Origin of the sequence: Aneurinibacillus sp. Ricciae_BoGa-3, assembly GCF_028421645.1 — a bacterium.
Taxonomy (GTDB): Bacteria; Bacillota; Bacilli; order Aneurinibacillales; family Aneurinibacillaceae; genus Aneurinibacillus_B.
In genome coordinates this window covers 4,214,545-4,238,467 of the sequence record NZ_CP116887.1, presented here as the reverse complement: position 1 = coordinate 4,238,467, position 23,923 = coordinate 4,214,545, and the positions used below count along the sequence as shown (strand labels likewise).

Annotated in this window: 42 protein-coding genes and 1 other RNA gene; 27 read left to right on the top strand and 16 right to left on the bottom strand. The window is 40.3% G+C overall.

Features of this window, described 5'->3' with window-relative positions; translation table 11 throughout:
• Positions 1-10: 10 nt before the first annotated feature.
• From PP175_RS21705 to PP175_RS21650, 12 genes are all read left to right on the top strand, one after another.
• Complete coding sequence (locus tag PP175_RS21705; protein WP_272440305.1) at positions 11-709, top strand: hypothetical protein; 699 nt, start codon at positions 11-13, stop codon at positions 707-709.
• Between the two features lie 321 nt (positions 710-1,030).
• Positions 1,031-1,582 carry a cupin domain-containing protein gene (locus tag PP175_RS21700; protein ID WP_272440304.1) on the top strand — a complete coding sequence of 184 codons (552 nt, stop codon included), beginning with the start codon at positions 1,031-1,033 and terminating at the stop codon, positions 1,580-1,582.
• A gap of 308 nt (positions 1,583-1,890) precedes the next feature.
• Positions 1,891-2,286, top strand: coding sequence for a sulfurtransferase (locus PP175_RS21695; RefSeq protein ID WP_272440303.1), 396 nt, complete (start codon positions 1,891-1,893; stop codon positions 2,284-2,286).
• The gene (locus PP175_RS21690; RefSeq protein WP_272440302.1) at positions 2,276-2,536 is read left to right on the top strand and encodes a metal-sensitive transcriptional regulator; all 261 of its coding nucleotides are present in this window, start codon (positions 2,276-2,278) and stop codon (positions 2,534-2,536) included. Before PP175_RS21695 ends, PP175_RS21690 begins: the two co-directional genes overlap by 11 nt.
• Before the next feature lie 180 nt (positions 2,537-2,716).
• Positions 2,717-3,199: a DsrE/DsrF/DrsH-like family protein gene (locus PP175_RS21685; protein WP_272440301.1), complete on the top strand. Its 483-nt coding sequence runs from the start codon at positions 2,717-2,719 to the stop codon at positions 3,197-3,199.
• 88 nt (positions 3,200-3,287) lie between these two features.
• Positions 3,288-3,611, top strand: coding sequence for a rhodanese-like domain-containing protein (locus tag PP175_RS21680; protein ID WP_272440300.1), 324 nt, complete (start codon positions 3,288-3,290; stop codon positions 3,609-3,611).
• 13 nt (positions 3,612-3,624) lie between these two features.
• Complete coding sequence (locus tag PP175_RS21675) at positions 3,625-4,194, top strand: sulfurtransferase TusA family protein (RefSeq protein ID WP_272440299.1); 570 nt, start codon at positions 3,625-3,627, stop codon at positions 4,192-4,194.
• 19 nt (positions 4,195-4,213) lie between these two features.
• The gene (locus PP175_RS21670; protein WP_272440298.1) at positions 4,214-4,609 is read left to right on the top strand and encodes a DsrE/DsrF/DrsH-like family protein; all 396 of its coding nucleotides are present in this window, start codon (positions 4,214-4,216) and stop codon (positions 4,607-4,609) included.
• A gap of 45 nt (positions 4,610-4,654) precedes the next feature.
• Positions 4,655-5,776, top strand: a complete 1,122-nt coding sequence (locus PP175_RS21665) for an MBL fold metallo-hydrolase (RefSeq protein WP_442870492.1) — start codon at positions 4,655-4,657, stop codon at positions 5,774-5,776.
• Positions 5,777-5,789: 13 nt separating this feature from the next.
• Complete coding sequence (locus PP175_RS21660) at positions 5,790-6,017, top strand: sulfurtransferase TusA family protein (RefSeq protein ID WP_272440296.1); 228 nt, start codon at positions 5,790-5,792, stop codon at positions 6,015-6,017.
• A 318-nt stretch (positions 6,018-6,335) separates the two neighbouring features.
• Positions 6,336-7,133: a sulfite exporter TauE/SafE family protein gene (locus PP175_RS21655; protein WP_272440295.1), complete on the top strand. Its 798-nt coding sequence runs from the start codon at positions 6,336-6,338 to the stop codon at positions 7,131-7,133.
• Between the two features lie 80 nt (positions 7,134-7,213).
• Complete coding sequence (locus tag PP175_RS21650; RefSeq protein WP_272440294.1) at positions 7,214-7,603, top strand: DUF302 domain-containing protein; 390 nt, start codon at positions 7,214-7,216, stop codon at positions 7,601-7,603.
• Between the two features lie 512 nt (positions 7,604-8,115).
• Here PP175_RS21650 and PP175_RS21645 read toward each other — a convergent pair.
• The 8 genes from PP175_RS21645 to PP175_RS21610 all read right to left on the bottom strand — a co-directional run bounded on the left by PP175_RS21645 (position 8,116) and on the right by PP175_RS21610 (position 13,155).
• On the bottom strand, positions 8,116-8,400 hold the full coding sequence (locus PP175_RS21645) for a nucleotidyltransferase family protein (RefSeq protein WP_272440293.1): 285 nt from the start codon (positions 8,398-8,400) through the stop codon (positions 8,116-8,118).
• Entirely contained in the window at positions 8,397-9,116 is a 720-nt protein-coding gene (locus PP175_RS21640) for a nucleotidyltransferase family protein (protein WP_272440292.1), read from the bottom strand. The genes PP175_RS21645 and PP175_RS21640 overlap by 4 nt, the downstream gene beginning before the upstream one ends.
• A 119-nt stretch (positions 9,117-9,235) precedes the next feature.
• A complete protein-coding gene (locus PP175_RS21635; protein ID WP_272440291.1) occupies positions 9,236-9,961 on the bottom strand; it encodes a hypothetical protein in 726 nt (241 codons plus the stop codon).
• A gap of 104 nt (positions 9,962-10,065) precedes the next feature.
• Entirely contained in the window at positions 10,066-10,257 is a 192-nt protein-coding gene (locus PP175_RS21630) for a hypothetical protein (RefSeq protein WP_272440290.1), read from the bottom strand.
• Positions 10,258-10,526: 269 nt separating this feature from the next.
• Positions 10,527-10,859: a hypothetical protein gene (locus PP175_RS21625; RefSeq protein WP_272440289.1), complete on the bottom strand. Its 333-nt coding sequence runs from the start codon at positions 10,857-10,859 to the stop codon at positions 10,527-10,529.
• Between the two features lie 564 nt (positions 10,860-11,423).
• The gene (locus PP175_RS21620) at positions 11,424-12,410 is read right to left on the bottom strand and encodes a tyrosine-type recombinase/integrase (protein ID WP_272440288.1); all 987 of its coding nucleotides are present in this window, start codon (positions 12,408-12,410) and stop codon (positions 11,424-11,426) included.
• Positions 12,411-12,541: 131 nt separating this feature from the next.
• Positions 12,542-12,664: a hypothetical protein gene (locus tag PP175_RS21615; protein ID WP_272440287.1), complete on the bottom strand. Its 123-nt coding sequence runs from the start codon at positions 12,662-12,664 to the stop codon at positions 12,542-12,544.
• 188 nt (positions 12,665-12,852) lie between these two features.
• The gene (locus PP175_RS21610) at positions 12,853-13,155 is read right to left on the bottom strand and encodes a MerR family transcriptional regulator (protein ID WP_272443345.1); all 303 of its coding nucleotides are present in this window, start codon (positions 13,153-13,155) and stop codon (positions 12,853-12,855) included.
• Between the two features lie 153 nt (positions 13,156-13,308).
• Here PP175_RS21610 and PP175_RS21605 point away from each other — a divergent pair, with 153 nt between their 5' ends.
• Entirely contained in the window at positions 13,309-13,665 is a 357-nt protein-coding gene (locus PP175_RS21605) for a hypothetical protein (protein WP_272440286.1), read from the top strand.
• On the opposite strand, the gene PP175_RS21600 is transcribed toward PP175_RS21605, so the two are convergent.
• From PP175_RS21600 to PP175_RS21570, 7 genes are all read right to left on the bottom strand, one after another.
• Positions 13,658-15,133, bottom strand: a complete 1,476-nt coding sequence (locus PP175_RS21600) for a recombinase family protein (RefSeq protein WP_272440285.1) — start codon at positions 15,131-15,133, stop codon at positions 13,658-13,660. The genes PP175_RS21605 and PP175_RS21600 overlap by 8 nt on opposite strands.
• A 103-nt stretch (positions 15,134-15,236) precedes the next feature.
• Positions 15,237-15,530: a hypothetical protein gene (locus PP175_RS21595; protein ID WP_272440284.1), complete on the bottom strand. Its 294-nt coding sequence runs from the start codon at positions 15,528-15,530 to the stop codon at positions 15,237-15,239.
• Complete coding sequence (locus PP175_RS21590; RefSeq protein ID WP_272440283.1) at positions 15,530-16,117, bottom strand: hypothetical protein; 588 nt, start codon at positions 16,115-16,117, stop codon at positions 15,530-15,532. The genes PP175_RS21595 and PP175_RS21590 overlap by 1 nt, the downstream gene beginning before the upstream one ends.
• A gap of 1 nt (position 16,118) precedes the next feature.
• Positions 16,119-16,799 (bottom strand): hypothetical protein, encoded by a 681-nt coding sequence (locus PP175_RS21585; protein ID WP_272440282.1) that lies wholly within the window; start codon positions 16,797-16,799, stop codon positions 16,119-16,121.
• Between the two features lie 158 nt (positions 16,800-16,957).
• Positions 16,958-17,470, bottom strand: a complete 513-nt coding sequence (locus PP175_RS21580) for a hypothetical protein (RefSeq protein ID WP_272440281.1) — start codon at positions 17,468-17,470, stop codon at positions 16,958-16,960.
• A gap of 66 nt (positions 17,471-17,536) precedes the next feature.
• Positions 17,537-18,010: an ImmA/IrrE family metallo-endopeptidase gene (locus PP175_RS21575; protein WP_272440280.1), complete on the bottom strand. Its 474-nt coding sequence runs from the start codon at positions 18,008-18,010 to the stop codon at positions 17,537-17,539.
• Between the two features lie 73 nt (positions 18,011-18,083).
• Positions 18,084-18,698, bottom strand: coding sequence for a helix-turn-helix domain-containing protein (locus PP175_RS21570; protein WP_272440279.1), 615 nt, complete (start codon positions 18,696-18,698; stop codon positions 18,084-18,086).
• A gap of 151 nt (positions 18,699-18,849) precedes the next feature.
• On the opposite strand from PP175_RS21570, the gene PP175_RS21565 reads away from it, so the two are divergent.
• The gene (locus PP175_RS21565) at positions 18,850-19,086 is read left to right on the top strand and encodes a helix-turn-helix domain-containing protein (protein ID WP_272440278.1); all 237 of its coding nucleotides are present in this window, start codon (positions 18,850-18,852) and stop codon (positions 19,084-19,086) included.
• A 56-nt stretch (positions 19,087-19,142) separates the two neighbouring features.
• The gene (locus PP175_RS21560) at positions 19,143-19,283 is read left to right on the top strand and encodes a hypothetical protein (RefSeq protein ID WP_272440277.1); all 141 of its coding nucleotides are present in this window, start codon (positions 19,143-19,145) and stop codon (positions 19,281-19,283) included.
• On the opposite strand, the gene PP175_RS21555 is transcribed toward PP175_RS21560, so the two are convergent.
• Positions 19,284-19,442 (bottom strand): hypothetical protein, encoded by a 159-nt coding sequence (locus tag PP175_RS21555; protein WP_272440276.1) that lies wholly within the window; start codon positions 19,440-19,442, stop codon positions 19,284-19,286.
• A 178-nt stretch (positions 19,443-19,620) separates the two neighbouring features.
• Between PP175_RS21555 and PP175_RS21550 the strand changes: the two genes are divergently transcribed.
• The 12 genes from PP175_RS21550 (at position 19,621) to PP175_RS21495 (ending at position 23,912) form a co-directional block, all read left to right on the top strand.
• Positions 19,621-19,782, top strand: coding sequence for a hypothetical protein (locus PP175_RS21550; RefSeq protein WP_272440275.1), 162 nt, complete (start codon positions 19,621-19,623; stop codon positions 19,780-19,782).
• A complete protein-coding gene (locus tag PP175_RS21545; RefSeq protein ID WP_272440274.1) occupies positions 19,766-19,942 on the top strand; it encodes a hypothetical protein in 177 nt (58 codons plus the stop codon). Before PP175_RS21550 ends, PP175_RS21545 begins: the two co-directional genes overlap by 17 nt.
• Positions 19,939-20,241: a hypothetical protein gene (locus PP175_RS21540; RefSeq protein ID WP_272440273.1), complete on the top strand. Its 303-nt coding sequence runs from the start codon at positions 19,939-19,941 to the stop codon at positions 20,239-20,241. Before PP175_RS21545 ends, PP175_RS21540 begins: the two co-directional genes overlap by 4 nt.
• Positions 20,228-20,392, top strand: a complete 165-nt coding sequence (locus tag PP175_RS21535; RefSeq protein WP_272440272.1) for a hypothetical protein — start codon at positions 20,228-20,230, stop codon at positions 20,390-20,392. Before PP175_RS21540 ends, PP175_RS21535 begins: the two co-directional genes overlap by 14 nt.
• Positions 20,393-20,435: 43 nt before the next feature.
• Positions 20,436-20,927 carry a helix-turn-helix domain-containing protein gene (locus tag PP175_RS21530; protein ID WP_272440271.1) on the top strand — a complete coding sequence of 164 codons (492 nt, stop codon included), beginning with the start codon at positions 20,436-20,438 and terminating at the stop codon, positions 20,925-20,927.
• A gap of 13 nt (positions 20,928-20,940) precedes the next feature.
• Entirely contained in the window at positions 20,941-21,063 is a 123-nt protein-coding gene (locus PP175_RS21525; RefSeq protein WP_272440270.1) for a hypothetical protein, read from the top strand.
• 43 nt (positions 21,064-21,106) lie between these two features.
• Positions 21,107-21,179: hammerhead ribozyme type II (locus tag PP175_RS21520), an RNA gene on the top strand.
• A 16-nt stretch (positions 21,180-21,195) separates the two neighbouring features.
• Entirely contained in the window at positions 21,196-21,546 is a 351-nt protein-coding gene (locus tag PP175_RS21515; protein WP_272440269.1) for a hypothetical protein, read from the top strand.
• A gap of 100 nt (positions 21,547-21,646) precedes the next feature.
• Positions 21,647-22,588, top strand: a complete 942-nt coding sequence (locus tag PP175_RS21510) for a YqaJ viral recombinase family nuclease (protein WP_272440268.1) — start codon at positions 21,647-21,649, stop codon at positions 22,586-22,588.
• Positions 22,589-22,600: 12 nt separating this feature from the next.
• Positions 22,601-22,852 carry a hypothetical protein gene (locus PP175_RS21505; RefSeq protein WP_272440267.1) on the top strand — a complete coding sequence of 84 codons (252 nt, stop codon included), beginning with the start codon at positions 22,601-22,603 and terminating at the stop codon, positions 22,850-22,852.
• The gene (recT, locus tag PP175_RS21500; RefSeq protein ID WP_272440266.1) at positions 22,839-23,711 is read left to right on the top strand and encodes a recombination protein RecT; all 873 of its coding nucleotides are present in this window, start codon (positions 22,839-22,841) and stop codon (positions 23,709-23,711) included. Before PP175_RS21505 ends, recT begins: the two co-directional genes overlap by 14 nt.
• Positions 23,712-23,759: 48 nt before the next feature.
• Complete coding sequence (locus PP175_RS21495; protein ID WP_272440265.1) at positions 23,760-23,912, top strand: DUF6906 family protein; 153 nt, start codon at positions 23,760-23,762, stop codon at positions 23,910-23,912.
• Positions 23,913-23,923: the final 11 nt, after the last annotated feature.

Genomic DNA, 23,923 nt, shown 5'->3' with positions numbered 1-23,923 from the left:
CCCTCTAGTCGTGTCAGATATTGAGCATGTTCGTGTGGTCGGCGTGTCTGGTCAAGAGGTGTTACATTGGGAGCATTGCCAGTTTGAACATGATTTACCTGAACTGATAGCCCAAGTGTTACCTGCTCTTAAAAGTAGAACTTATACCCTTGCTGTGTATCCCTATGAAACCAGCGAACAGTTTCTAAGGAAGCAACCTGTCATCATTAGCTTAGATCCGGAGATTTCATACCGTAAGTACCCGGATCATCCTCACTTAAACGTACCGTTCACCGATACAAAGACAGGCTTTCATATGCCAGCTTCGTTCTGTTATACTGACAATCCAGATTTACTGGGCGATGACAACTATTCTCGGGTAAAATCGTCTTTGCAACAAGCGACGTTATGGTTGTTAAGGCATGAGGTTTGGTTGGAAACAAGGAAACGTGTGGCCAAAGGAGTTTGGATTGGTCCGAATGCTGAGTTACTGCCCTCTTGGGCATATCCAGGTATCATTGATACGGAAGGGAAGTGTCATTGTGGCAGTGGCAATCTTTATAAGCTCTGTCACTATGAACGAGACCTCAAAGAAAGGGAAGAACTATTATTTAAGGACTCCCCTGAACAAATGCATAGCATTAAGTACTTGAAAGACGATCCTCATTTATTTTGGTGTAAAGTAACGAATATACCATCCAGAAAGTCTCTGGATTGGCTTAGGTCATAGTGGTTAAAGACGCTACCGGCTGGTAGCGTCTTTACAGAGTGTTGAGAAACTTGCTTTTTTCGAATTTATATTAATTAAAGATAAACCCGTCTACCTAAGACGGTTTTTTTACTTGTGTTTTTGCTATTCAACTATCTGGCAGTTATCTCCAATAACTGTAAATGGATATGGGGAAAAAATGGGGTATCAATTGTTTGCAATTTTATATTGTCATCGTTTTATTAGAACACAGGCTCTTGACCATTATTGCGCATTTTGCATCCCTTTAAATAGGCAGTTGCATAGGATAAAGCGGTAAACAATTATGAGAGGGGAATGCATATGTTCAGTAATTCCTGCTGTCACTATCAATGGCATAATCCAATGCATAACAACTGGAATAACAATTGGAGTTATAATTGGAACCCTTATTATTACAATTGGAACCATAACAATTGGAATCCCTATTATGGAAACATCGAATTAGGAGATTATGGAACAAGACCATTTGTAGTGAATATTCACCAAGTAACTATGCGAAACAATACTTACCGCACCGCTTTATGGACAGGGAAACATCTTCAAGTGACTTTGATGAGTATTAATGTTGGAGATGACATCGGTTTAGAAGTACATCCAACAACTGATCAATTCATACGGATTGAAGCAGGTCAGGGACTTGTTCAAATGGGTGATAGAAAAGATAATTTAGATTTTCAAGAAATGGCGTATGATGGCTATGCAATTATGATACCTGCTGGAAAATGGCACAATGTAACCAACACGGGTAGTCAACCACTTAAAATTTACGTTATTTATGCACCGCCTCAGCATCCATATGGTACAGTTCATGAAACGAAAGCAATCGCAATGGCTTCTGAAAGAAACTACTGACATTAATCGATTGAAAAATGTATATAAGGATAGGGTAAAAGTTTTATTGTTTCTTGATATTCAACTAAAGGGAATCAATAATGGAGGAGTCAGTGTACTGGCTCCTTTTTTCGTTGTTCAACTACTGGGCAGTTATCTTCAATAACTATGTAAAGAAAAATTTATTTATTTGAGGGGACTGCAAAAGAAATGCCAGTATAGATATGACTTTTTTACTGATAATGTTGCATGAAGATGTTTCTGCGTTTGACTATATACCCCATGGAGTATACAATTGATTTGTAGTACACGTTGAGGAAGTGAGCAATTTGTTGTATTTATTTATCTTGTTAAACGTAGTTATAATCACCAGTCTGATTTACAACCGATATGCTCCAGTTCGAGGGATATCTTGTATAAAGATTGAAAACGCATTGGTTAATAAAAAGGTTGTATTAGTTGATTTGAGGGATTATAACGAAGCGGCAAAACAACCAGTATTCCAAGCGTTAAATATACCGTCTGCTTATTTAAAACGATATTATCACTCCATTAAAGATCAGGATATAATAATCATTACTGCGGATGAAATATCAAAAAATACAGGTATTCGTTTCCTGCGTCGTAAGGGATGTCACGTCGTCGCTTATTCATACGCGGTTAAAAGTGAAAAGCGACGTATAAATAAAAGTTGTCTGGAAGGCGGAATTGCAAGTGGAATATAATCAGCAGATGCGAAATCGATTAAAGCGGATTGAAGGGCAAATTAGAGGCATTATAGCTATGATGGAACAAGGGAAAGACTGCAGAGACCTTGTCACCCAATTATCAGCTGCACGCAGCGCCATTGATCGTACAATCGGCGTTATTGTGAGTTCCAATTTGGAACAGTGTATTCGTGAACAAATTGAAAAGGGTGAAGATACAGAGCAGCTAATTAAAGAAGCAGTCAATTTGCTCGTAAAAAGCCGATAGAAACGGCGAAATTTACCTGCTGGACAAATTTTTATTTACCATGTAATATACCCATGAGGGTATTTGATAATAAAAAATTTACATCGCGAAATACCCGTATGGGTATATGTGGTGCAACAAGCAGCCCGATAGTACGAAGGACATTTTTATTAAAGAAAAAACCTAAAGGGGAAATTAAAGGTGAGTCAGCAGAAGAAAAAAACAAACATTATCTTGTTTAGCGGTGATTATGATAAAGCGATGGCTGCCTATATCATTGCAAACGGTGCAGCAGCTTATGATCATGAGGTAACAATCTTTCATACGTTTTGGGGATTAAATGCGCTCCGTAAAGATGAATGGGTCCCGGTTAAAAAAGGATTTCTTGAGAAAATGTTTGGGAAAATGATGCCACGTGGCGCCAATAAAATGACTCTTTCCAAAATGAACTTTGTTGGAATGGGTCCCCAAATGATCAAACATGTGATCAAGAAACACAATGCTTTAACGCTGCCTCAATTAATTGAAATGGCACAAGAACAAGATATCAAACTAGTTGCATGTACAATGACGATGGATCTTCTAGGGTTGCAAGAAGCAGAGTTGCTTGACAATATCGTATATGCTGGTGTCGCTGCATATCTAGCGGATGCAGAGGATGGTAGGGTTAACTTATTTATTTAATGATATCCAACCAATTTTTTGAAACCTTTAATACCCTTTGGGGTATCAACTTAAAGCAGGGACAAATAGCCATGAAAGGAGCATTAACATGAGTGAAAAACAGCGAGAACTTTGGATCAATATTTTGCCTGAAGACGTTGAGAAAATGTTAGAAGACAAAGGTAATTTTCAACTAATTGACGTTCGAGAAGTGGATGAATATAAAGCAGGGCATATCAAGGGAGCTGTCCTAATTCCTCTTAGTCAATTAGATGTTCGACATTTTGAAATTGACCGTGATAAAGAAACGGTTGTAGTATGCCGCAGTGGTGGTCGCAGCACAAAAGCGTGTGAATACCTTTCGAGTCGTGGTCATTCCCGACTTAAGAATATGACGGGCGGCATGTTGAATTGGAAAGGCGAAACAGAGTAAAGGAGGAATGGTTATGGAAATTTCAGTGGATAAAATAGTGGATGCTAAAGGATTAGCTTGTCCGATGCCGATTGTCAAAACTAAAAAAGCGATGGACAGTATAGATGCTGGGCAGGTCTTAGAACTGCAGGCAACCGATCGAGGTTCTTTAGCTGACATCCAGGGCTGGGCAAAAAATACTGGACATCAGTATTTAGGTACAAGGGAAGAAGGTGATGTGTTAAAACACTATATTCGAAAGGCAAGGGCAGAAGAGACAAAAGAAGAAACCAAATATCCTCATACCATTCAAAATGAAGAATTGGAAAAGAAACTTCTAGAACATCAAGATATTACGGTACTGGATGTACGTGAACCTGCGGAATACGCGTTTGGTCGAATTCCCGGTGCGAAATCTCTTCCTTTGGGGGAATTAGAAAGCCGTATCCACGAACTTAATCCGGAAGAAAAAATACATGTCATTTGTCGCACAGGCACCCGCAGCGATTTAGCGTGCCAATTGTTAACTGAAAGAGGGTTTCTACATGTGACAAATACACTGCCAGGTATGTCGCAGTGGAAAGGGAACCTCGAAAAAGATTAAATAAACGGAGGAAACAAAAATGAGTACAAAAGTAGCGATTATTGCAAGTAACGGAAGTTTATTCGATGCGTATAAAGTCTTCAATATTGCAACTGCTGCCGCAGCCACAGACGCAGATGTGGCAATCTTCTTCACATTTGAAGGCTTAAATCTTATTCATAAGCAAGCGTACCAACAGCTTCCTATACCAGAAGGCAAAGAACATTTTGAAAAAGGCTTTAAAGCAGCGAATATTCCTTCGATCCCAGAATTGGTTGCCACCGCTCAAGAAATGGGCGTTAAAATTATTGCCTGTCAAATGACGATGGATGTCATGAATTTAAAGAAGGAAGATTTTATTGATGGAATTGATGTAGGCGGCGCTGTAACCTTTTTAGACTTTGCTAAAGATGCTAATACAACAGTAACCTTTTAAATAAGGGAGGGGCGTTTTATGAATGTTGTTAATAAGCTAACACCTATGTCCTCTGGAGAATTAATGCAGATTGTTTTAAATAAAGAGGAACTTTTTATCCTGGATGTCCGCAATGAGGATGACTTTAACGATTGGAAAATTGAAGGGGAAAGTATTGAAATCATTAACATACCCTATTTCGATTTGTTAGATGGTGTAGAATCTGCTCTAGAAAAAATCCCCGAAGATAAAAAAATCCTTGTGGTTTGCGCGAAAGAAGGCTCTTCAAAGTTTGTAGCTGAACAAATAGTGGAAGCGGGAAGAGGAAATATTTCTTACCTTATCGGGGGAATGAAATCCTGGAGCGAACATCTCGAACCTGTGAAAGTAGGAGATTTAAACGATGGCGGGGCGATTTACCAATTTGTCCGCATCGGCAAAGGCTGCTTATCCTATATGATCATATCAGATGGTGAGGCAGCCATTGTTGATACAGCGAGAATGACAGACGTTTATGAATCATTTGCTGACCAGCATCAAGTCAAAATAAAGCATCTGATCGATACACATCTGCACGCTGATCACATTTCCGGTGGTAGAAAACTTGCAGAGCAAATTGGAGCCTCCTATTGGTTACCGCCTAAAGATGCAACTGATGTGACGTTTACCTACAATCATCTTGAAGCTGGGCATCAAATCACAGTAGGAAATACGAAAGTAAAAATTTATCCGATTTATTCGCCAGGTCATACAATTGGAAGCACATCGTTAATTGTGGATGAACGTTATCTTTTCACGGGGGACATCCTGTTTGTTAGCTCTATCGGTCGACCCGATTTGGCAGGCAAGGCAGAGGATTGGGTTGCAGATTTAAGAAATACCCTCTACAATGTGTATTCCTCACTTTCAAAAGAGTTGGAGGTTTTACCCGCGCATTTCGGTACTGTAAAGGAATTAGGGGAACATGGAAGAGTATCTGCAAGACTAGGCGACCTCTATAAACAAAATCCTGGACTTAATATTGCGGTTGAGGAAGCATTTAGAAAGGCTGTAACCGAGAATTTACCTCCACAGCCGAATGCGTATCAGGAAATACGTCAAACAAATATGGGGAAGTTGGAACCAAACGAAGACGAACAACGCGAAATGGAAATTGGACCAAATCGCTGTGCTATACACGATAAATAAGGAGGACAACACGATGAAAAGTGACAAAATTCTAGATGCCAAAGGTTTAGCTTGCCCGATGCCAATAGTTAAAACAAAGAAAGCAATGGATGACCTGCAGAGTGGTCAGGTTTTAGAAATTCATGCTACAGACAAAGGCGCTAAAAATGATCTTGTTGGCTGGTCGAATTCTACGGGACATAAATTACTTGATAGCAAAGAAGAGGATAATGTCCTTAAATTTTGGATTCAAAAAGCATAATATAAGGCACCCCATATGATGGGGTGCTTGATTTCTTGTTTTAGTTTTTATAAATAATCCGTACTCCTAAATGATGATAAGTTTCTTCCGTGAAATGCCCATTTGGACAGGATTTTGTATAAAAAAGATGATTGCTGCTGTAGTTTAACGCATGGTTACACTCAGGGCAATTATCGATAAATAGTTTTTTAAATGAACGGAGCATAAGTTCCTCCTTCAAATCGCATTTGTTTACTTGGTATTATACTCCGTTTGTTGTTTTGAATACAATCTATTTTTTTACAGGACAGGCTAACTTTTGTAAAAGGGGGTGACCCTGTGACATTAATAGAGAACATTGTCTCACTGCTTATTGGCTTGGTGGGTTCCTTTTTTTCAGGCTTACTTGGGATAGGCGGCGGTATAATCAATTATCCTTTATTATTATATGTCCCTCATTTGTTTAGGTTAACGGGATATACACCTCATGAAGTCTCGTCGATAAGTATGTTTCAGGTTTTCTTTGCATCCTTAGCCGGAGTGCTTGCTTTTCGTAAACAAAAACAAAGTGGTAGCTCCCTGGTTCATAAAAAACTCGTTTTGGTAATGGGAGGCAGCATTTTATTTGGTAGTTTATTCGGTGGATGGGTTTCTGCACTTTTACCAAGTTTTGTGATTAATATTATCTATGGAACAGTTGCCATCGTTGCTGCTATTCTCATGTTGATTCCAAATTGTGGATCTGAGGGAGACACTGAGATAAATACCATTCCTTTTGATAAATGGGTCGCTTCTGTTTCTGCCTTTTTAGTAGGCATGATATCTGGAATTGTCGGTGCAGGAGGAGCTTTTATTCTAATTCCCATTATGTTAACGGTGCTAAAAATACCGACGAGGGTTACGATTGCTTCTTCTTTAGCCATCGTGTTTATATCTGCAGCAGCTGGAATTGTCGGAAAATTGACTGCTGATCATATTCCGATTTGGGCAACGTTATACGCGGTTGTAGGTAGTCTTATTGGCGCCCCCATTGGTTCATATCTAAGCCGCCGTATCAGTGCCAAGGGTTTAAGGGTTGCATTAGCCGTATTAATTGCTTTAACTGCCCTAAAGATATGGACGGATCTATTGGGGTAAAGCATTCTAAAATAGGTCAACATAAACGAAACGCATGTGTTGTTTAAAAGTCCCCAATTTAAATCCAAGGAGGGTTAACTGTGGATTTTCACTATACAGTGAGTACAACTAAAACCATTGAGGAAGCAATAATGACACTTGAGCAAAATTTAAAGCAACATAAATTTGGTATACTATGGCAACTGGATCTTCCTGCAAAATTGCAGGAAAAGGGAGTCCAAACTTTTTCTGCCCCCTATCGTATCCTTGAAGTATGTAACCCACATGAAGCAGCGAGAGTCCTAAATATAAACAAACAAGCCGGGTATTTTCTCCCTTGTAAAATCACGGTTTATGAAGAAGGAGAGACAACCTATATTGGGTTGCCTAAACCCACGGCTATGATTAATTTGTTGCATGATGCGCAACTCAAGGCGATTGCTGAAGAAATTGAACGGACGCTGATTAAAGTGGTGGAAGATAGTAAGTGAATTCATTAGGGGAATTTTGTTAGAATAACGTCCTAGTCGAATAGTGATCACAGTCTTAGCAATTGTATTGACTGCGATTACTATTCATGACCGGATGGAACATGGATCCATTTTATAATTGATTAAAAAGTGCATTCGTAAACTATATGATGCAAAAGGGAACTTGTGATTTATGGAATTTACTAGTTACTAAGCTAACGGGGATCAATAGTTCGATAAAACAGATATTGACAATAGCTTTTATGAAAATGGATTTTGATGGAATTTTATACATCGCTATACACTTAAATGTACAGTTTCTGAGAACCTGCAAAGACGCTACACGCTGGTAGCGTCTTTGATTTTCTATTTCCCAAGGATCACCTGCCCGAGTCCGTTGAAGATATGGCAGCTTCTTGCATAGGGTGAAAGGACAAAATCTGCACCCCTGCGACAACCTCAATGCCCATCCAGACAGTAATGTGGATGGGCTGCTTTGCGAGTGGTATAAATTTTGAGTATATATGTGTACTTTACAATTGAACTATGTCTTTCATGACTTGTTTTTCAACATAAGGGTGGATGCCAGTACCTACGTCTACCTTTCGCCCCAGCAAACTCTCTACTTCATTTTTAAAAGCGATGAGATCAAATAAGCTTTTTGTTTTCTCTATATCAACCAACAGATCCACATCGCTATCGGCAGTTTCTTCTTGTCTTGCCGCTGAGCCGTATATTCGAATGTTGGATACACCGTATTCACCAGCTATTCGAAGAATCTCATTTTTCTTGTGCCGGAGTTCATCTAGCAGACTCATGTGGGATCAATCTCTTGATTCCGATTGTTTGTCGCAACCATGGTACTAATGGCTTTAAGAGTCATTTTCAATTCGTTAACCTCATTCCTGATATCTTCAATTTCAGATTCCAATTGGGTGTATCTTTCAGCCTGTTCTCTGATCGCGAGACCTTTCAGTGTGGAATCATACTTTTCAAACGCTTCATTGATTCCTGCAATGAATGTTTCGTGAAAACTCGATTTTTGTGTACCAGAATTCACATGGAAAATCCTCTTTATGAATCTACCGATCTCTTCAACCTTATTATCTGGAATTTTTTCCAGCAGTTCCTGAATGTCCTGTCTAGTCATACGCATTGCTTCAGCCTCCTTATATTCGGTAGCATTAGTTAATTCTCCGCTAGAGAAATGAAGTGTAATTCCCTCACGTTCTACCTTTCGTTTAAGGAAGGGATTGACTTTTTTAGCTTGGACCCAGTCATGTTCGTTAAAATATAGGCAGCTTAGGCTCACACCATGTTTAACATTTATCTCAGCCGATAGATCAGACAACTTCCACTTGTTGTCATTTGTGTATAGGAGTTTTCCTAAAACAAGCAAATTGACGTCCGAGTACTCTGTGGCCTCGCCTCTAGCCCTTGATCCAAACAAAATAATTTTAGTTACATCCAATTCAGTGTGGGATTTTACAAATAGTTCTTCAATGGCCCGCTTTTGCAACCTATCAATCTGCATACAACATGCACCTCTATATGCTCTATGTCGCACAAATCCAAGTATTGTTTTAACGCCTAGACAGACCATCCACTTCACTTTTTATATGAAGTGGATATGCCCGTTCTATAGTACAAAAGTCAAAATACCACTTTCCAATCAGATGCTATTGTTTTGTGGTAAGCAAGAATTTTAATGAATAACCGTGTAATATGAGCATCACTGAGTGTCCCAGGAGGGACACTGTTATATAGACTGATTAAGCCGGCGAAAGCTCTAACCCTGATTGTTTGACCATTCCCAGCATTTCCACTAAGCTGTTTAATTTCATACAGATCACCCTCACCCAAGTAACTTATCCTAAACCATACACCTAATATTTTCCATTTTACTATGTGTTCAGCAAAAAATGGTAACTTCTGTTGGGAAAGTGTTTCTTGATCTAAATCAAGATTAATACCTTCCTTACGAATAGTATTTATTAGTTTGCTAGTGCGTCGTCCACCTTCGATAGTTTGCCAGGTCATAAAATGATTCAGGTAATTGAAATCAAAAAGAGCTGTTTTTTGACTAATGCGCCCAAAGAAGGATTTAATAACTATTGTCGAAGTTGCGTATTGATCCACTTCACATCCGGCGACAATCTCTCCATCTAGTGCCATGCAGTTGCGGCCGATTAATTCTATCCGTTCCTGTTCCCCAAGATACTTATTAATAAGTACTTCCAATGTGTGTCTGTCACTAACAAATGGTCCCACGCGCTTATTCCATTCATCAAATGCATGTGGAGATACCTTGATACATCTACATTTTGTGATAGTTGAGTAGTTTAATTCTGAAAATTTTACTGCTTTTTTTGAGCGCATGTTGAACATCTCCGCTTCATTAGGTGTACTGTAGATAAACATCACTGTTTTTTGCTATTGATCGTTGCTTTTGATTAAGATATCTTTTACAATTTGATAGAGTGTTATATTGTTGTAGACCCCCAGAAATAATTCCATATTTTGGGGTTAATCCGACGCAGATATCCGTCAAAACCGGGCCTACCTTTCTTACGCTCATAATCTATTAGCTGACGCATGGCTTTTAAGGCTAGGGGTGTTGCCAAAGTGTCTAGTTCTTTCATTAAAATGGTAAACTTCCATTTAGGTTTTTTCATTTTTTAAACCTCCTTAACTGTTTAGGACTTTATTCTAAACCCTTCTGTAAAGGAGGTAAAATTCGATATTGGTTCATTTTTGACCGTCATATTGGATCAAATTATTTGCAAATATTACCTTTCTACATCCGCTTACGTCCCGCCCGCGTCTGTCTCTTTATTGTAGAAACTTTTAGGAATTTTCTGTTATGTCTCCAATTCTTAAAATATCGCCCTGATTCCTCCGAAGTCCATGGCTTGCTTTGAAATCTATCAATTGCATTGTATTATCATTCGTTGAAGAGAGTTTGAACGTAGAATCTAATTTCAGAATCATCATCTTCAAATGTAATGATTAACGCTAGTTGTTGATTGTCTTGGTTGGGAACAGAAGTTGTTACCTCGCTAGGAAGAAGGACTTTTGCATTTTTCCAAAATTTAAATTTTACGCTGTTTTGAGTACCTTCAACCTCGAAACTTTCGTTGGTTCCGATTGGATCAACTCGATTGACTACTCCTAATATAAATTCAGCTTCGATAGGACCCTTAAGTTTGACATATATATCTTTCCCTTCTAACCCAAAGATCCTTGAAGCATAAAATAGTTCTTCTGCATTGTACATCCACAAGCAACTCCTTCATTTGTTAGTTGATTCTATAGTAGCCGTTTCATTTAAGAAAAGAAATTTTGATATTCGGGCATTTTTAACTGTTACAAAGGATTATCATAATGGGTGTTCACAACCTCTCTCGTCCCGCGAGCGTGACGCTTATAAATTCAAGACTCTATTTGAATTGCCTATTTCGTAATATTTAGGGCTAACTCTATTATTGACAGGAGTCTTACAATTGTGGTGGTCATGTAATTTAAAACTTTCCTGTGCCTGCGTCCGTATTTGTATGTTCTAAATGGATCGGGAAATATATCACTACCTTCCTCAAGGTGGTAACCCGAGAATATTTAAGAACTATTTAGGGAGCAAAATTAAGAAAGTATTTAAAACTCCCAGCTTTTGATGCCCCCCAATGTATCTTTGTAACAATCGGTTAAATTCTCCCAACGCAAGATTTAAAAGTGACTTTGTAAATTTTAGTTAGGTAATTCAAATTATCGTACACCCCTTTTAAACGTAGGTTCTTCCCAGGTTAAAAGCCCTGCACGTTAACTTCAACAGGGCTTTATGTATTTACATACCGGCAAGAGGGCTATTTTTCTCATGTTGTTCTATCAAGTCATTTTCGTTCATCTGAATGTATTTCCTTACCATGCTTAAGTCGTGATGTCCCAAAATCTTTTGCAAGGTAAAAGGATCACCCCCATTAAGAATGTATATTTTTGCAAAGGTATGACGGAAGGTGTGAGGGGAGATTCGCTTGTTTTGAATCTTAACCTTTTTTCCATATTTTTTAAGACGATTGTATGTTTGGTGATACTGTAACCTTTCCCCATAAACAGACAAGAAGATAAAGTTAGAGGACTTTTCAAAAGTCTGTTCATTGTTTTCCGTAATGAGCGTTGCTAAAAGTTCACCTGTCTTTTGGGTAAAAGGGACATTTCTGGCTTTACCGTTTTTAGCTTGCTCAGCAGGGATGTGGATGAGGTTATTGTTAAAATTAACATGATCAACTTTTAGGTGTAATACTTCACTAATTCGCATGCCCGTATCAAATAAAAGGTGCATCAGTACATAATCTCTGAACCCACAATATGTTCGTTGGTTAGGAGCTGAGAGGAGAGAAAAGATCTCTTCTTTTGAAAAAGATTCGATTGTATCTTCGGGCACACGTTGAAGTTTTATTCGCTCAGCCACATTATTTTTGAGATGTCCTTCACTGTGCAGAAAATGTAAGAAGCATTTGAGGGACTTTGTCCTAATGTTTACTGTACCTGGGGAAAGACCAACTTGGGAGTTGAATTTGTAGGCATCAGGGTGTCCTTCAAAGTGCTGATGTTCTTTTAGCATGTAATGAATGTATTCACGTATATGGTCAGCTGTTAGTTCTTCAAGTGATAGGAAAGGGTAACGTTCAACCAGCCATTGCTGCAGATATTTGTAATGATTTTTGTGATCCTGAATGGTTCGTGGTTTAAGGCCTTCAACTTGCTTTGCTCGAATGAAAAGGCCGAAGTAGTAATCAAATGGATGGAGGAAAGAAGTATTTACTTTGGTCATTCTTCCTTTGGCATACGTTTTATTGGTTTGTGGTCTGGACATTTACTTTACTCCTTACATTAAATTGTAAGGACATAAACGGCTTTAAAACGGTCTTAAATTGTGGATGGGTAATAGGTCAAGCGACAATATTAGGTTATTTTTGTTGATCCGGCTTCCAACAGCGAGAAACCGATTTGCATGGAGATGACGAGCAGAGCTGCTACAAAAACGTAGAACGGGTCGATAAGCGTTAAGACCTCTTCCTTTTTCATTGTTCTCTCCTCCTGATTGTTAACTTTTATCACATTATAATAAAGGAGTTGAGCAGGTACATTTATATTGTGAGGAAATCTAACATACTTTTTAACAAATCTCCGTTCAACGTGATAGAGGCAGCTCTGTCAGCCAGTGGGCTTTTGCCCAACATTAAAGAGACCTTCCGGCCAGCGATGGCGGAAGGTTACATTTTGCGGGAGGGGAAAGCAGCGTTAAGCTGTCCTGCAATCATTTTGTCCCGGATTTGGGCATTCGTTTCTTTTAAATCCTGTTTTCTGATCTCTGAGGTTTGCCAGCCGTCCTCTATCTGATTGGCAATGCGGACGAGTTTTTCCACATCGTCAAAAGAGAATTTTCTTGTACCGCCCTTCGATCTGTCCGGGTGAATTAAGCGGCGCTCTTCGTAATAGCGGATCTGGCGTTCCGACAGACCAGTTAACTCGCTTACAACGCCAATCGTGATCACCTTTTTATCCCGGTAGGACACCATACCAGCTCCTTTGTCGATTTTCTCTATGGTAAGAATATAACATGAATGTTAAGAAAAATCTTATGTATTGTTAGATTACCTGACATTGGATGCACCAGCGTCCTAATGGGTGCAGCTTTCGCATATAGTAGCACTATGGGAGGTGGAAGAATGATGAGAAACCGCCGAACAAGGAACAAGGCTCCAATACCTGCGAAATATATGTTTTTGTTTTCTATCATTATTTTTATTGGCCTGAGTCTGCAGACATTCTATTATGTGGAACGCAATTTAGCACCCGTTATTAAAGATATCGCCAGAATCCGTACAGAGCAGCTGGCCACCCAGGCCATTAACGACGCCATCAACAAAAAAATCGCCCAGAGTATCAACTTTAAGGCGCTGGTGGATTTCCAAAAAGACAAAAACGGCAACATACAGGCCGCAACGTTCAATTACAACGAATACTCAAGAATTGTAGGGGAAGCTACCATTACCATAGACCAATATAAAAAGGAGCTTAGTTGAACACCAGCTCCTTGATGTGTACGGTTTTAATTCGTTTTAATCGTTCTTCATTGTCTATTTCGATCGCCATCCGATTCACTAGGATGGATACGAGTTGTTTCTTCTCAAGTTTGGTTGCATGCGGCCAAACCTTTTTTATATTCATGATGATACTATGGATATCAGTGGGCGACAACGCCTTATCCTGAACTGTAAACTCGTTCAATTGTTCTTTTAGATAATTCTCCTGCTCACGAAGTTCATTGATACGGTCACGCAGTTCATCGATTTCAATTAATCCCTCAGAAAAGGCAATTTGCATCCTCTTCCTCTTATCTGTTATTTTGCTTAGTTCCTTTTCAATTTGCGAACGATTACCCTCGACCTTTTCCTTCTTAGGTTTTTTGCGAGAAGAAGTCTGAGCTGCTGATTCAAATTCATTAGCAAACTCTGTTAGGCGCTCGATAAAATACTTTTCTAGTAAATGCTCAGGCACCATGGGGGCATCGCACTTTTTCTTTCGCACGTTTACACAAACATAGTGATACATAGCATAATCTTTACTTTGATGCCGACTTGTCTTGCCGTTCATCTGCCCACCACAACGAGCACAATAGGTTTGCCCTGAAAATACAAAATCAGAGGCCAATGCACGCGGATGCTTGAGTTTACGACTACCGATGATAAACTGTACTCTTTCCCAGGATTCGCGGTCTATAATGGCGGGATGTACGTTATCGATGATTATCCACTCATCTTCAGGTTTTACTTTATTTCCCCGGCCACCGACACGGGTGTTCCACCTGAGGGCACCGTAATAGCTTTGGTTCTGAAGAATGTTCATGATCGTAGTTTTACTGAATTCAGCCCCGTTTCCGGTTCGGAAACCGAGTTGATTGCACTCTACAGCTGTTCCGTCGAATCCCACACCCGACAAATACCGGTCAAATATAAAGCGGACGATTTTAGCCTGGTCCTCGTTTATTTTCAGTTCACCATCTACTAGGTCATAGCCAAATGGGGGACGGCCACCCGGGCGTTTTGCCTGGTGCACCATTTGTTCCATACCGAATCGGACGCGTTCTGCTAGATTCTCGCGTTCCCATTGTGCCAAAGCAGCCACCAATGTAAGGAATAATCGTCCGATTGCAGATGTTGTATCGTAAACTTCGGTTGCTGATTTAAACTTAACATCGTATCGTTCGAATTCCTGCAGAATACTGTATAGGTCAAGCACAGACCGGGTTAAACGGTCCAATTTATAAACAAGCACGACATCTATTTTTCTCTGCCTTATATCGTTCATCAGTCGCTGCAGTTCAGGCCGGTTGGTATCTTTGGCGGACACACCTTCATCGATGTAGTAATCGAAGATATCCCAGTCCTGCGATTGAACATACTGAGTGAGACGTTCCTTTTGAGCAGGGATGGAGAAGCCTTCCTTGGCTTGTTCGTCTGTGGATACGCGAATATAGATTGCGGTTCTCATTTTGCACCTCCTTGTGGATATTGTGAATGTGGATAACCATGTGAATAACAGGAATGTATGTTCGAACTTTGTCGAAAAAAGAAAAGCCCTAAATAGGGCGTAGCTAGGCAGAACGGTTTGCTGGTGTTTCTGTTTCTGTTGCTTTGTTATCAAAACTAAGCGACTGTAGCAAAGCAATTATAGTAATGCAAAAGGCAGCGATTATGGCAACGATAAAGAAAAAATAAATTATGAATTGAGATGGGAAGGAGTTTGCGATATGGTTAGAAACATTAAAAGTGTACATGAAATATATGAATACTCCTAAACCGCCATACATAAGAAACATTACAGCAAAAACCGGCCCAAGTATTTTAGCAACCTTTAGAATTGTGTCGATAGCTTTGTCTGTATCCACTAATTAATGAACCTCCTATAAAGCTTATCTACAGAAAACAAAAAACCGGTTATTGAACACAAGATAAATGCAAAGAAAGAATCGGTTCGAGCAAGGGCAACTCCAAACATACATAATATGAGAAAAATTGTTGCGCTACTAAGGAAAAGGATGGTTGCAACATTCAAAGTCAAATTTATATAATTCAACGGAATCTTCATACCCGCTTTGTCTTCCTCCCTTCCTCTGTCTAATATACTAGGTTTTATTATACTATGGGAGGAATGGGGATTGTGTTTTATTTGCATCAGGTTGATCTCTGGTTCAATCACGACATCTTTTTCTATTTTCAGTATCCAGGTAACTTTCTCATCTGGATTAAGAGTTATCGACGGAAATTTAACAGTCTTATTTTCTCCTCCTGCCCGCACCGTAAATTGTTGATCGGTTGCAGCTTCTAAAATATTAACAGTTTGGGTAACTTCATCGTCTTTCTTTTTGAAAGTCTCTACTTTACCAAAGGGTTTAGTTTCATTAACAGGAGCATAAATTTTGTTTCGCTCCTGAAATTTAACAGGTTTCGTAGTATCGGATAATTGCCAAGCCAATTTAACTCTCCACTCCTTTTAGATAACGTTTTACATTATCGTTAAGAAACGTATCAGTATCAGTGAAAAGATTTTGTAATCGATTTTTATTAATATTACTTCTAAAAGAATCAATATCAACCAGCAAATTGTGATATAACGTTTCGATTTGACCTGTATTTGCTGCAGCTTCAAGTACTTGTTGATACCCAACAGTCATATTAAAGTGAACTTGACCCTTACGTCCTGAAAATTTAATTGCTGGGTTAGATATCTCATCGGCAATTAACGATGTATCTCTAGCATTTGAAGAAAAATATTTTTGGAAGATATATTGATTTATTTCATCGGCACTATTTATTTGTGCAGTTAAGAGAGAACGGATGCCTACACGAATATATGAGCCAATTTGAAGGATTTTAGATATGGTATTAACAACTGGCAAAGTGAAATTTGAAAAGTCTTTAAAAGAAATGGGGGCATCCCAATCTATAACCATTCGATTTATCTCTATATGTATTTGAAATCTTTTTTCAGTATTTAATAGGGAAAGCACCTCCGCTTGATCAGCATTGTAAGCTGTGTATTTATTTTTGAGGGCTTCTAAAATTTCGTATTTTTTGGTAGGGAGCGTAAATGCTTCACCATATCGGAGCTCGATAAAAATTTTACTAAAGTTCAAATTATCAATATCTAAATGCAACAAAATTTTTCACCTCGTTAACCATATTTTTTTGAAAAACAAAAATGCAAACCCTTTTCATTTGATCCCTGGTAAAAACGCGAGGGAAAGCTGTGTTGTTTGCGATAATTTTTTTATTTAAGCCCATCTGCGGCAGTTTCGCCAAAAAAATACATTTTTTATTTAACTACTTCACTAGGAACCCATACTTCTGCTCCTGCATATGGTCCCTCTGTAATCTTAGCTTCAGTTGTGATTAAACCTCGGTCTACGAGGAGAACTTTTGTTCCTTCGGGTAACATCAGTATTTCTCCGTTAACCACCATCTGTTTTACTGCATCTTGATTATTTCGCGCTATTACTTTGCCCATTAAATCATATGATTCCTGGCTCGTAGCTGCCAGTCCAGAAATCGTAGCATTGTCACCTGATATTTTTGGCGAAGAAGCTTGAGATGATTGATCAGTTGCATTTTGCGTATCTGGTTGAGAATTGGGTACCTTTGTATCGCTAGTTTGAGCTGATGGGCTGGATGCTTCTTTTGTATCGGTGGTTTTAGATTGGCTGCTTGATGTTTGTTCAATGTCGCCAAAAGTTGTGTGTACATAAGTTTTGGCTGGTTGCTCTGTAGTTGTACAACCAATTAATCCTACAGGAAAGATTAATGCACAAGTTAAACAAAATCTTTTCATTTTATTTCTCCTCCATTTTTTCAAATGTTTATTGTTTATCTGTAAACATTTCACGGTAAAACGTGTTCAAACCATCTTTATCATCCCAACACGGCCTTCGCCTCGAACAAGCATATCGGAAAACGGCTTGTAATACCCAACCAGCTCGACTGGAACCTCAGCTTTATTAGCAATGATGTGGTTGGTATCTCTTATTTCTATTAATGAGCTATCGATTAATAGAGCAGCGGCAAACTCATTCGCTTCTCGTTCAAAACGGCCAGGCGAGAATAGGGAATGCTCCTCGATAAAGCGGTAGCTGCTACCAGGGTGAAGAAAATGATGCCCCAGTTCATGCGCGCACACAGCACGCTGCTCGAAGTGATGCATTTCTTGATTCAGGATTATGTATTTTTGTCTTAATGCTTTTACAGCCATCCCCCTAATGCTACTTGGCAATTCTGAAAACTGTATATGTATTTTTTTATACTCTGCAATTTCGAAAGGATTGCGCGTTTTATACTGGGTGATTAGTTTTTTCACAACCTTCCCCACATCCATTGCCAATACCCCCAAGCTTTTCCAACCAAATGGTGTAAAAAAATGCGACACTATTTTAGTGCTTACAGTGTCGCTATTTTCTCTTGTTGCGCTTCTTTGCATCCATAAAGACAGCGGCCAAAACATTTTTCACTTTTTCCTTGTCCTCATCGGTAAGAGGAACACCCTGGAACATGACTTCTTCCCTGTCGAGGAATTCGGCCATATCCTTTGGACGAGGAGTATTTGCGCTTGTCCCGGCAGGATCGTCTGTAAATCCGCCGAGGTAGTCTGGGGTCACCCCAAGCAGGTTGGCTAAATTAAAGAGGGTAGTGGCACCCGGGAGTCTTTTAGGTTCATTCATAAGTTGTGTTATGTATTCAGGTGAGACGTCGCATTCTTCTGCAGCCTGTTCAATCGTTATGTTTTTATCATGAAACCCGTTTTTTAGGCGGGAGGAGAAGGTATGGAGGTTTATTTTTTGATCGTCATCATTGGATTTCGCATTAGATTCTCCGTTTAGAAGCCAGTCGTAACTTACTTTATATAATGCGGCCAATGTTTTTAGAGACTCCAAGTCAGGTTCGCTAACTCCGTTTTCATATCCACTAAGAGTTTTGTTATTTATACCAGTACGTTCCTTTACTTGGATTTGCTTAAGCCCTACTTTTTCGCGAGCAGAACGCAATCTATTTCCTAAATCAGACATTTTATTCTCACCTCCTAAGAAAAAGATAGCATGTTTCTTATTATTTTAGATAATTTTCTTAGATAATTAGAATTTCTTGTTGACTTCTTAGAAATTAAGAATTATTATATAAACATAAAGTTCTTAGATTTTAAGAATGGCGGTGATGCACATGAAAATGTATGAAAGAATTAGAAATTATGCAGAAGAAAATGGCCTAAGATTTAATCATCTTGCTGATAAAGCAAACATAGAGAGGAAAAGATTTTATCGAATTATTAATGGCCAAACGGCGATGACAGCAGAAGAGTTTGAAAAAATATTCATCAATGGGCTTTCTTTAGAAGAAAGAGATTTTTTTAACAAAAAGTTCTTAGTTTCTAAGAGTATAATGAATGATTCAGCCTAATTTTTTTATCTATCCTCGCTGGAATAACCATCCTCAACTGGAAGGGGGTGAGAAGGATGAATGAAATCGAGCAAACGATTGCCAGTTTAAATATGTGGATTCGTCGGTGTGTGGAAGAAGGTTCCTCCAGCGAAGAATTGAAAATCTTGCCGGAGGTTATTAAGGCAACAGCGGAATTACTAAAAGCTTCTAGATAACTATTCTTGGTTTCCCACAGTGTCCTTAATGGTTTGGTAAACGTTTTTGAACACTCTTACTGTAAATTCTTCAGCTGATTCTTTGGAGTAATTTAAGTTTGTTTTCTCAAGGATGTGCAAAGTTAATTCCTTAGCAGATTCAAGTATTTTTTCATCCATATGTCATTCACCACCTTCTGTCTGTGCCATTGGAAGAACGCCAACTCGCCAAAGTCCGGTTCTTCCGAATCTAATCATTCGACAGGTAAGTGGAAAATCCTACAAATTACAAGCCAGTAAGGTTGTCCGATCCCTTCCGGAGCATATCCATATACAAAGCGAAAGGGGAGAGGGAAGAATGAATAAACCAAAACAAAAGGTTGTGACTCACGAAGATGGTTCAATCACCGTTTTGCCAACAGAAGAAACGATGATTCGTTTTTTTGATTACATTATCGAAAACATCCTGCCCCGAATTGTAGCAGCAGAAAAGGAGGCACAAAGTGAAACGCCAGCTTGACCCAATAGCAGAGTCATCATTTCTACTGAAAGAAAAATGCAGCGAAGTAATTGACCTTCCTGCATCGGAACGGAAGCTGCAAGAACTCGACAGACTTGAACAATACACAACCAGCTTCGCGCACCACATACAACGCAAGAAGGGAGGTGAAGAAGTATGAATGAACTCCCCTTTGGTGTACAGCTAGCACTTCTCCATGGAACAAGAATGATGCTAGAGTGCTTTAACTCTTCGCTTTACCTAGCTGAAAACTCTTTGAAAGAGAAAGATTTCTACCGGCTTTATCTTGATGAAAGCTACAGAGAATTAAACGAAGCGTTAGAGTACCTAAAATCCTTGAACAATCTTGCTTATAAAGAGCAAATTAAAGGATTCGAGCCACTTCAGCAACGCTATCTAAAACTAAAAGAATCTTTGTTGACCGAGAGAAAGGCAGGTGAGCCAATTGGATCCCGTTGAAACCACCATCGCCGAAATGCGAAAAAAGCAGTTCTACTGGCAAAATTATTCGGACATGCAGCAGCTTACGATCTGCGAAATGATGTCTCTTGAACGTTGGCTTTATGTAGCAGAAATTGCTCCCGATCTAGTTGCTGTAAGTCAATCGTAACATGGCTGCTGTTCAAATTTGTTGACAAAGGAGGCCGGTAACAGTGTCTATCGGTGACAAAATTCGAAGCTATCGTCACAGCAAACGCCTAAGCACTCGTGAGTTTGGAGAACTGGTTGGTTATGACTATTCAACGATTTCGAGATATGAAAACGGAACGAGATCTTGGCAGGAAAGTAGTGACGCGCAGCTGGCTGCAGTAAGTTGGCAATTTGCCTTGGCGCTAGCTGATGAACGAACACATGGCTTTATCATTGATGTCCTGAAATACATAAATTTAGATTTGCATCCTGGGAACGTAAAGGACATGGCCATGAAGGAGTTGGAAGAGGGGCTTCAAGCCTTAGATGAGTATCGCGTTTCTGGCGTTTATCGAAAGCGGATCGTGAACGATCAGAAGGTTTGGCAGGAGCTAAAAGACGCGGCAATTTTTGCCCTCATCATGTGCGGTGTAATCGAAGAACGATATACGGCTACTGAAATTGAATCATGGAATAGGGAATACATTGAACGGATTAAATCCGGAACATTTTGAGGAGTGAACAAGGGTGCTCATAATTGCAAAAGATTGGTTAAGCATTCCTAAAAAGACACGACTGCTGATGCTTAAAGCAGTATCCGAACATCAAGCTAAAAATAGAAAAACCGCCTGCAGCGAACAGACGGCTTAAGCAAAAATATCGTTACTTGAATATTATCACAAAGTCGGATAAATGTCGAAACCTGCGCCCATTTGGGCGCGCGGTCCACCGGAGGTAGCCTACCGGTGCTGATGAGACAGGCGTAGAAAGAAGGTGAATAACATGAGCGTAAATTTTGGTACAAGCTATCCTCCCGGCGTTGAGACACTACCGTTTGACCCAGTCGGAAAGCTTACTAGATTTGGTCAGAAAATTGCTGATGTTGCCGACCAGGTTGCCGAGATCCTCTCAAAACGCTTGGCTGTGAATCTGCCCATTAGTGAGAGGGTGTTTACCCGGGTGCTTATCGACCTGGTAGGCATCAATGATGCGGAAGAGATTGGTGATCGGGTATACCGGCATCAAGTGATTCAGGATACATTCGACCAATACTTTGCGGAACTGGAGGAAATTCCTGAGACACCATACAATCCTTGGTACGAAACGGGAATGAGCCAGAGTGATTTTATATAAAAAATGACCTGCTCGCAACAGGTCATCTAATGCACAAATATATTTACCACTTTTAATCTACCACGGTTGAACTTTGAAAATCAAATAGGGAGTGATTCACATGCAAGCAAATGTACTGGTGTCCACATTAAACATGGACAGGCAATCATGGCTTGAAATCCGGAAGGGTGGCATCGGTGGATCCGACGCTGCAGCTATTGCCGGCCTGAGTAAATACAAATCACCGGTTGTTGTTTATCTTGAGAAAACGGGTCAGCTGAAACAGGACGAGCCCGGGGAAGCAGCTTATTGGGGCAATGTCCTTGAGGATATTGTCGCAAAGGAATTTTCCTCTCGTACAGGGCTCAAAGTAAAGCGCCGTAACGCAGTTCTGCAGCATCCAGAATATCCGTTTATGCTCGCCAATGTGGACAGGCTCATCGTTGGTGAACAGGTAGGCTTGGAGTGCAAAACGGCCTCTGCTTACCTCAAAGAACTGTGGGAAGGCGATGAGGTTCCCATTCAGTACCTGATTCAGTGTCAGCACTATATGGCGGTCACGGGCTTCCAATCTTGGTGGATTGCCGTTCTGGTCGGCGGCAACACGTTTATCCATAAAAAAATTGATCGTGACGAGGAATTAATCGCACAGCTCATCGATATTGAGAAAAACTTCTGGGAAAATCATGTGCTTGCACAGGTTCCCCCGGTTCTCGATGGTTCCGAGGCATCTACCGAACTGTTGAAGAAAATTCACCCGGTCGGAGAGCCGGAAAGTGAAACGGAACTTCCTCTCGAAGCTGATGATTTGCTTGAGAGACTCGACTATGCCAAGAGCGAGGCGAAGGCTGCTGAAGAGCGCGTGGCCGAGATTGAGAACCAGCTGAAAGCCATGATTGGTGACTTTGAAACAGGAATCGCTAGTCAGCATATTATCACCTGGAAAAACGTCGAAAGCCGGCGCATCGATTCAAAGGCGTTGAAAACTGAACACCCGGATATCTACGAAAGATTTGCTAAAGTATCCACCTCGCGCCGTTTTAGCGTGAAGGTAGCGAAATAGGAGGGCTGGATAATGGAATTATCAGTGATGCAACCGGCATTCAACCCGGAACTGCTAGGTAAAGCGGTTCGTATCAAGGGGCATGACGAGGAAGGGCAAATAATTGATAGCCTGTTTTTAGTGAAAAACATTGTAGCAGATAAACTCATTGTCACAGGTGTTTATGTAGAGGAAAGAAATTTTTATCTTTTCGAGTTTGACCAAGAAAGAGAATGGTTTTTAACACTTACTGTTTTGGAGGAAAACCTGAATGGCGACAAATAACGATGCAAAAAACGCATTAGCAAACAGGCAAAACGCCGCGGCAACAAAGCCGGCTACACCGGAGCAAACAATAGCAGCTTATCTAAAGAAGATGGCGCCGGAGATTGAGAAGGCCCTACCAAGTCACCTCAATGCTGAACGTCTTGGTCGAATTGCCTTAACAACGATTCGAACCACACCAAAGCTTTTGGAGTGTAACGTGCCCTCTCTCTTAGGTGCTGTTATGCAGGCTGCACAGCTTGGCCTTGAACCTGGATTAATTGGTCATTGCTACATCATTCCTTACGGACGAGAAGCGCAGTTCATTATCGGCTACAAGGGCATGATTGACCTAGCTCGTAGGTCCGGCCAGATTCAAAACATTTACGCACATTCAGTCTATGAAGCTGATGATTTTGATTATGAGCTGGGCCTTAATCCTAAGCTGGTACATAAGCCGGCTCCTGGACGCCGTGGTGAAATGAAATACGTATACGCCGTGGCTCATTTCAAGGATGGTGGCTATCAATTTGAAGTAATGGATACAGAAGAGATAGAGAGACGCAGACAGCGCTCCAAGGCGTCCAAGAACGGCCCCTGGGTGACGGACTATGAGGAGATGGCCAAGAAGACGGTTATACGGCATATGTGGAAGTACTTGCCGATCAGCATCGAGATTCAACAGCAGGCTTCCCAGGATGAAACGGTTCGTAAAGATGTAACCAGTGAGCCCCAGAGCGTTTACAGCGATGCAATTGATCTTGAACCGGCAGCTGCAGAGGATATTCGGGAGCCAGAGGTTGGACAGGTACCTGCTAACTCGCAGGAGCACAAACCGAAGGATGAATTGGATGAAGCTGCACAATTGAATTTTGACTAAGGAGCGCCTAAGCGCTCCGCTCTATCAATCTAATAGGGGGAGTAGGCTATGAAACAAGGGAAAAGGCCAACACGAAAACAGAAAGAAGCCATGCTGCTTGTACGTTTAAATCCTGAAAACTGGCTTGTTACCAAAAACGTATCGGACAAGCTGCACCTCGTTCATCGTGAGACTGACCGGGAACGTATTATACCGGCGTAGGGGCGAGCTAC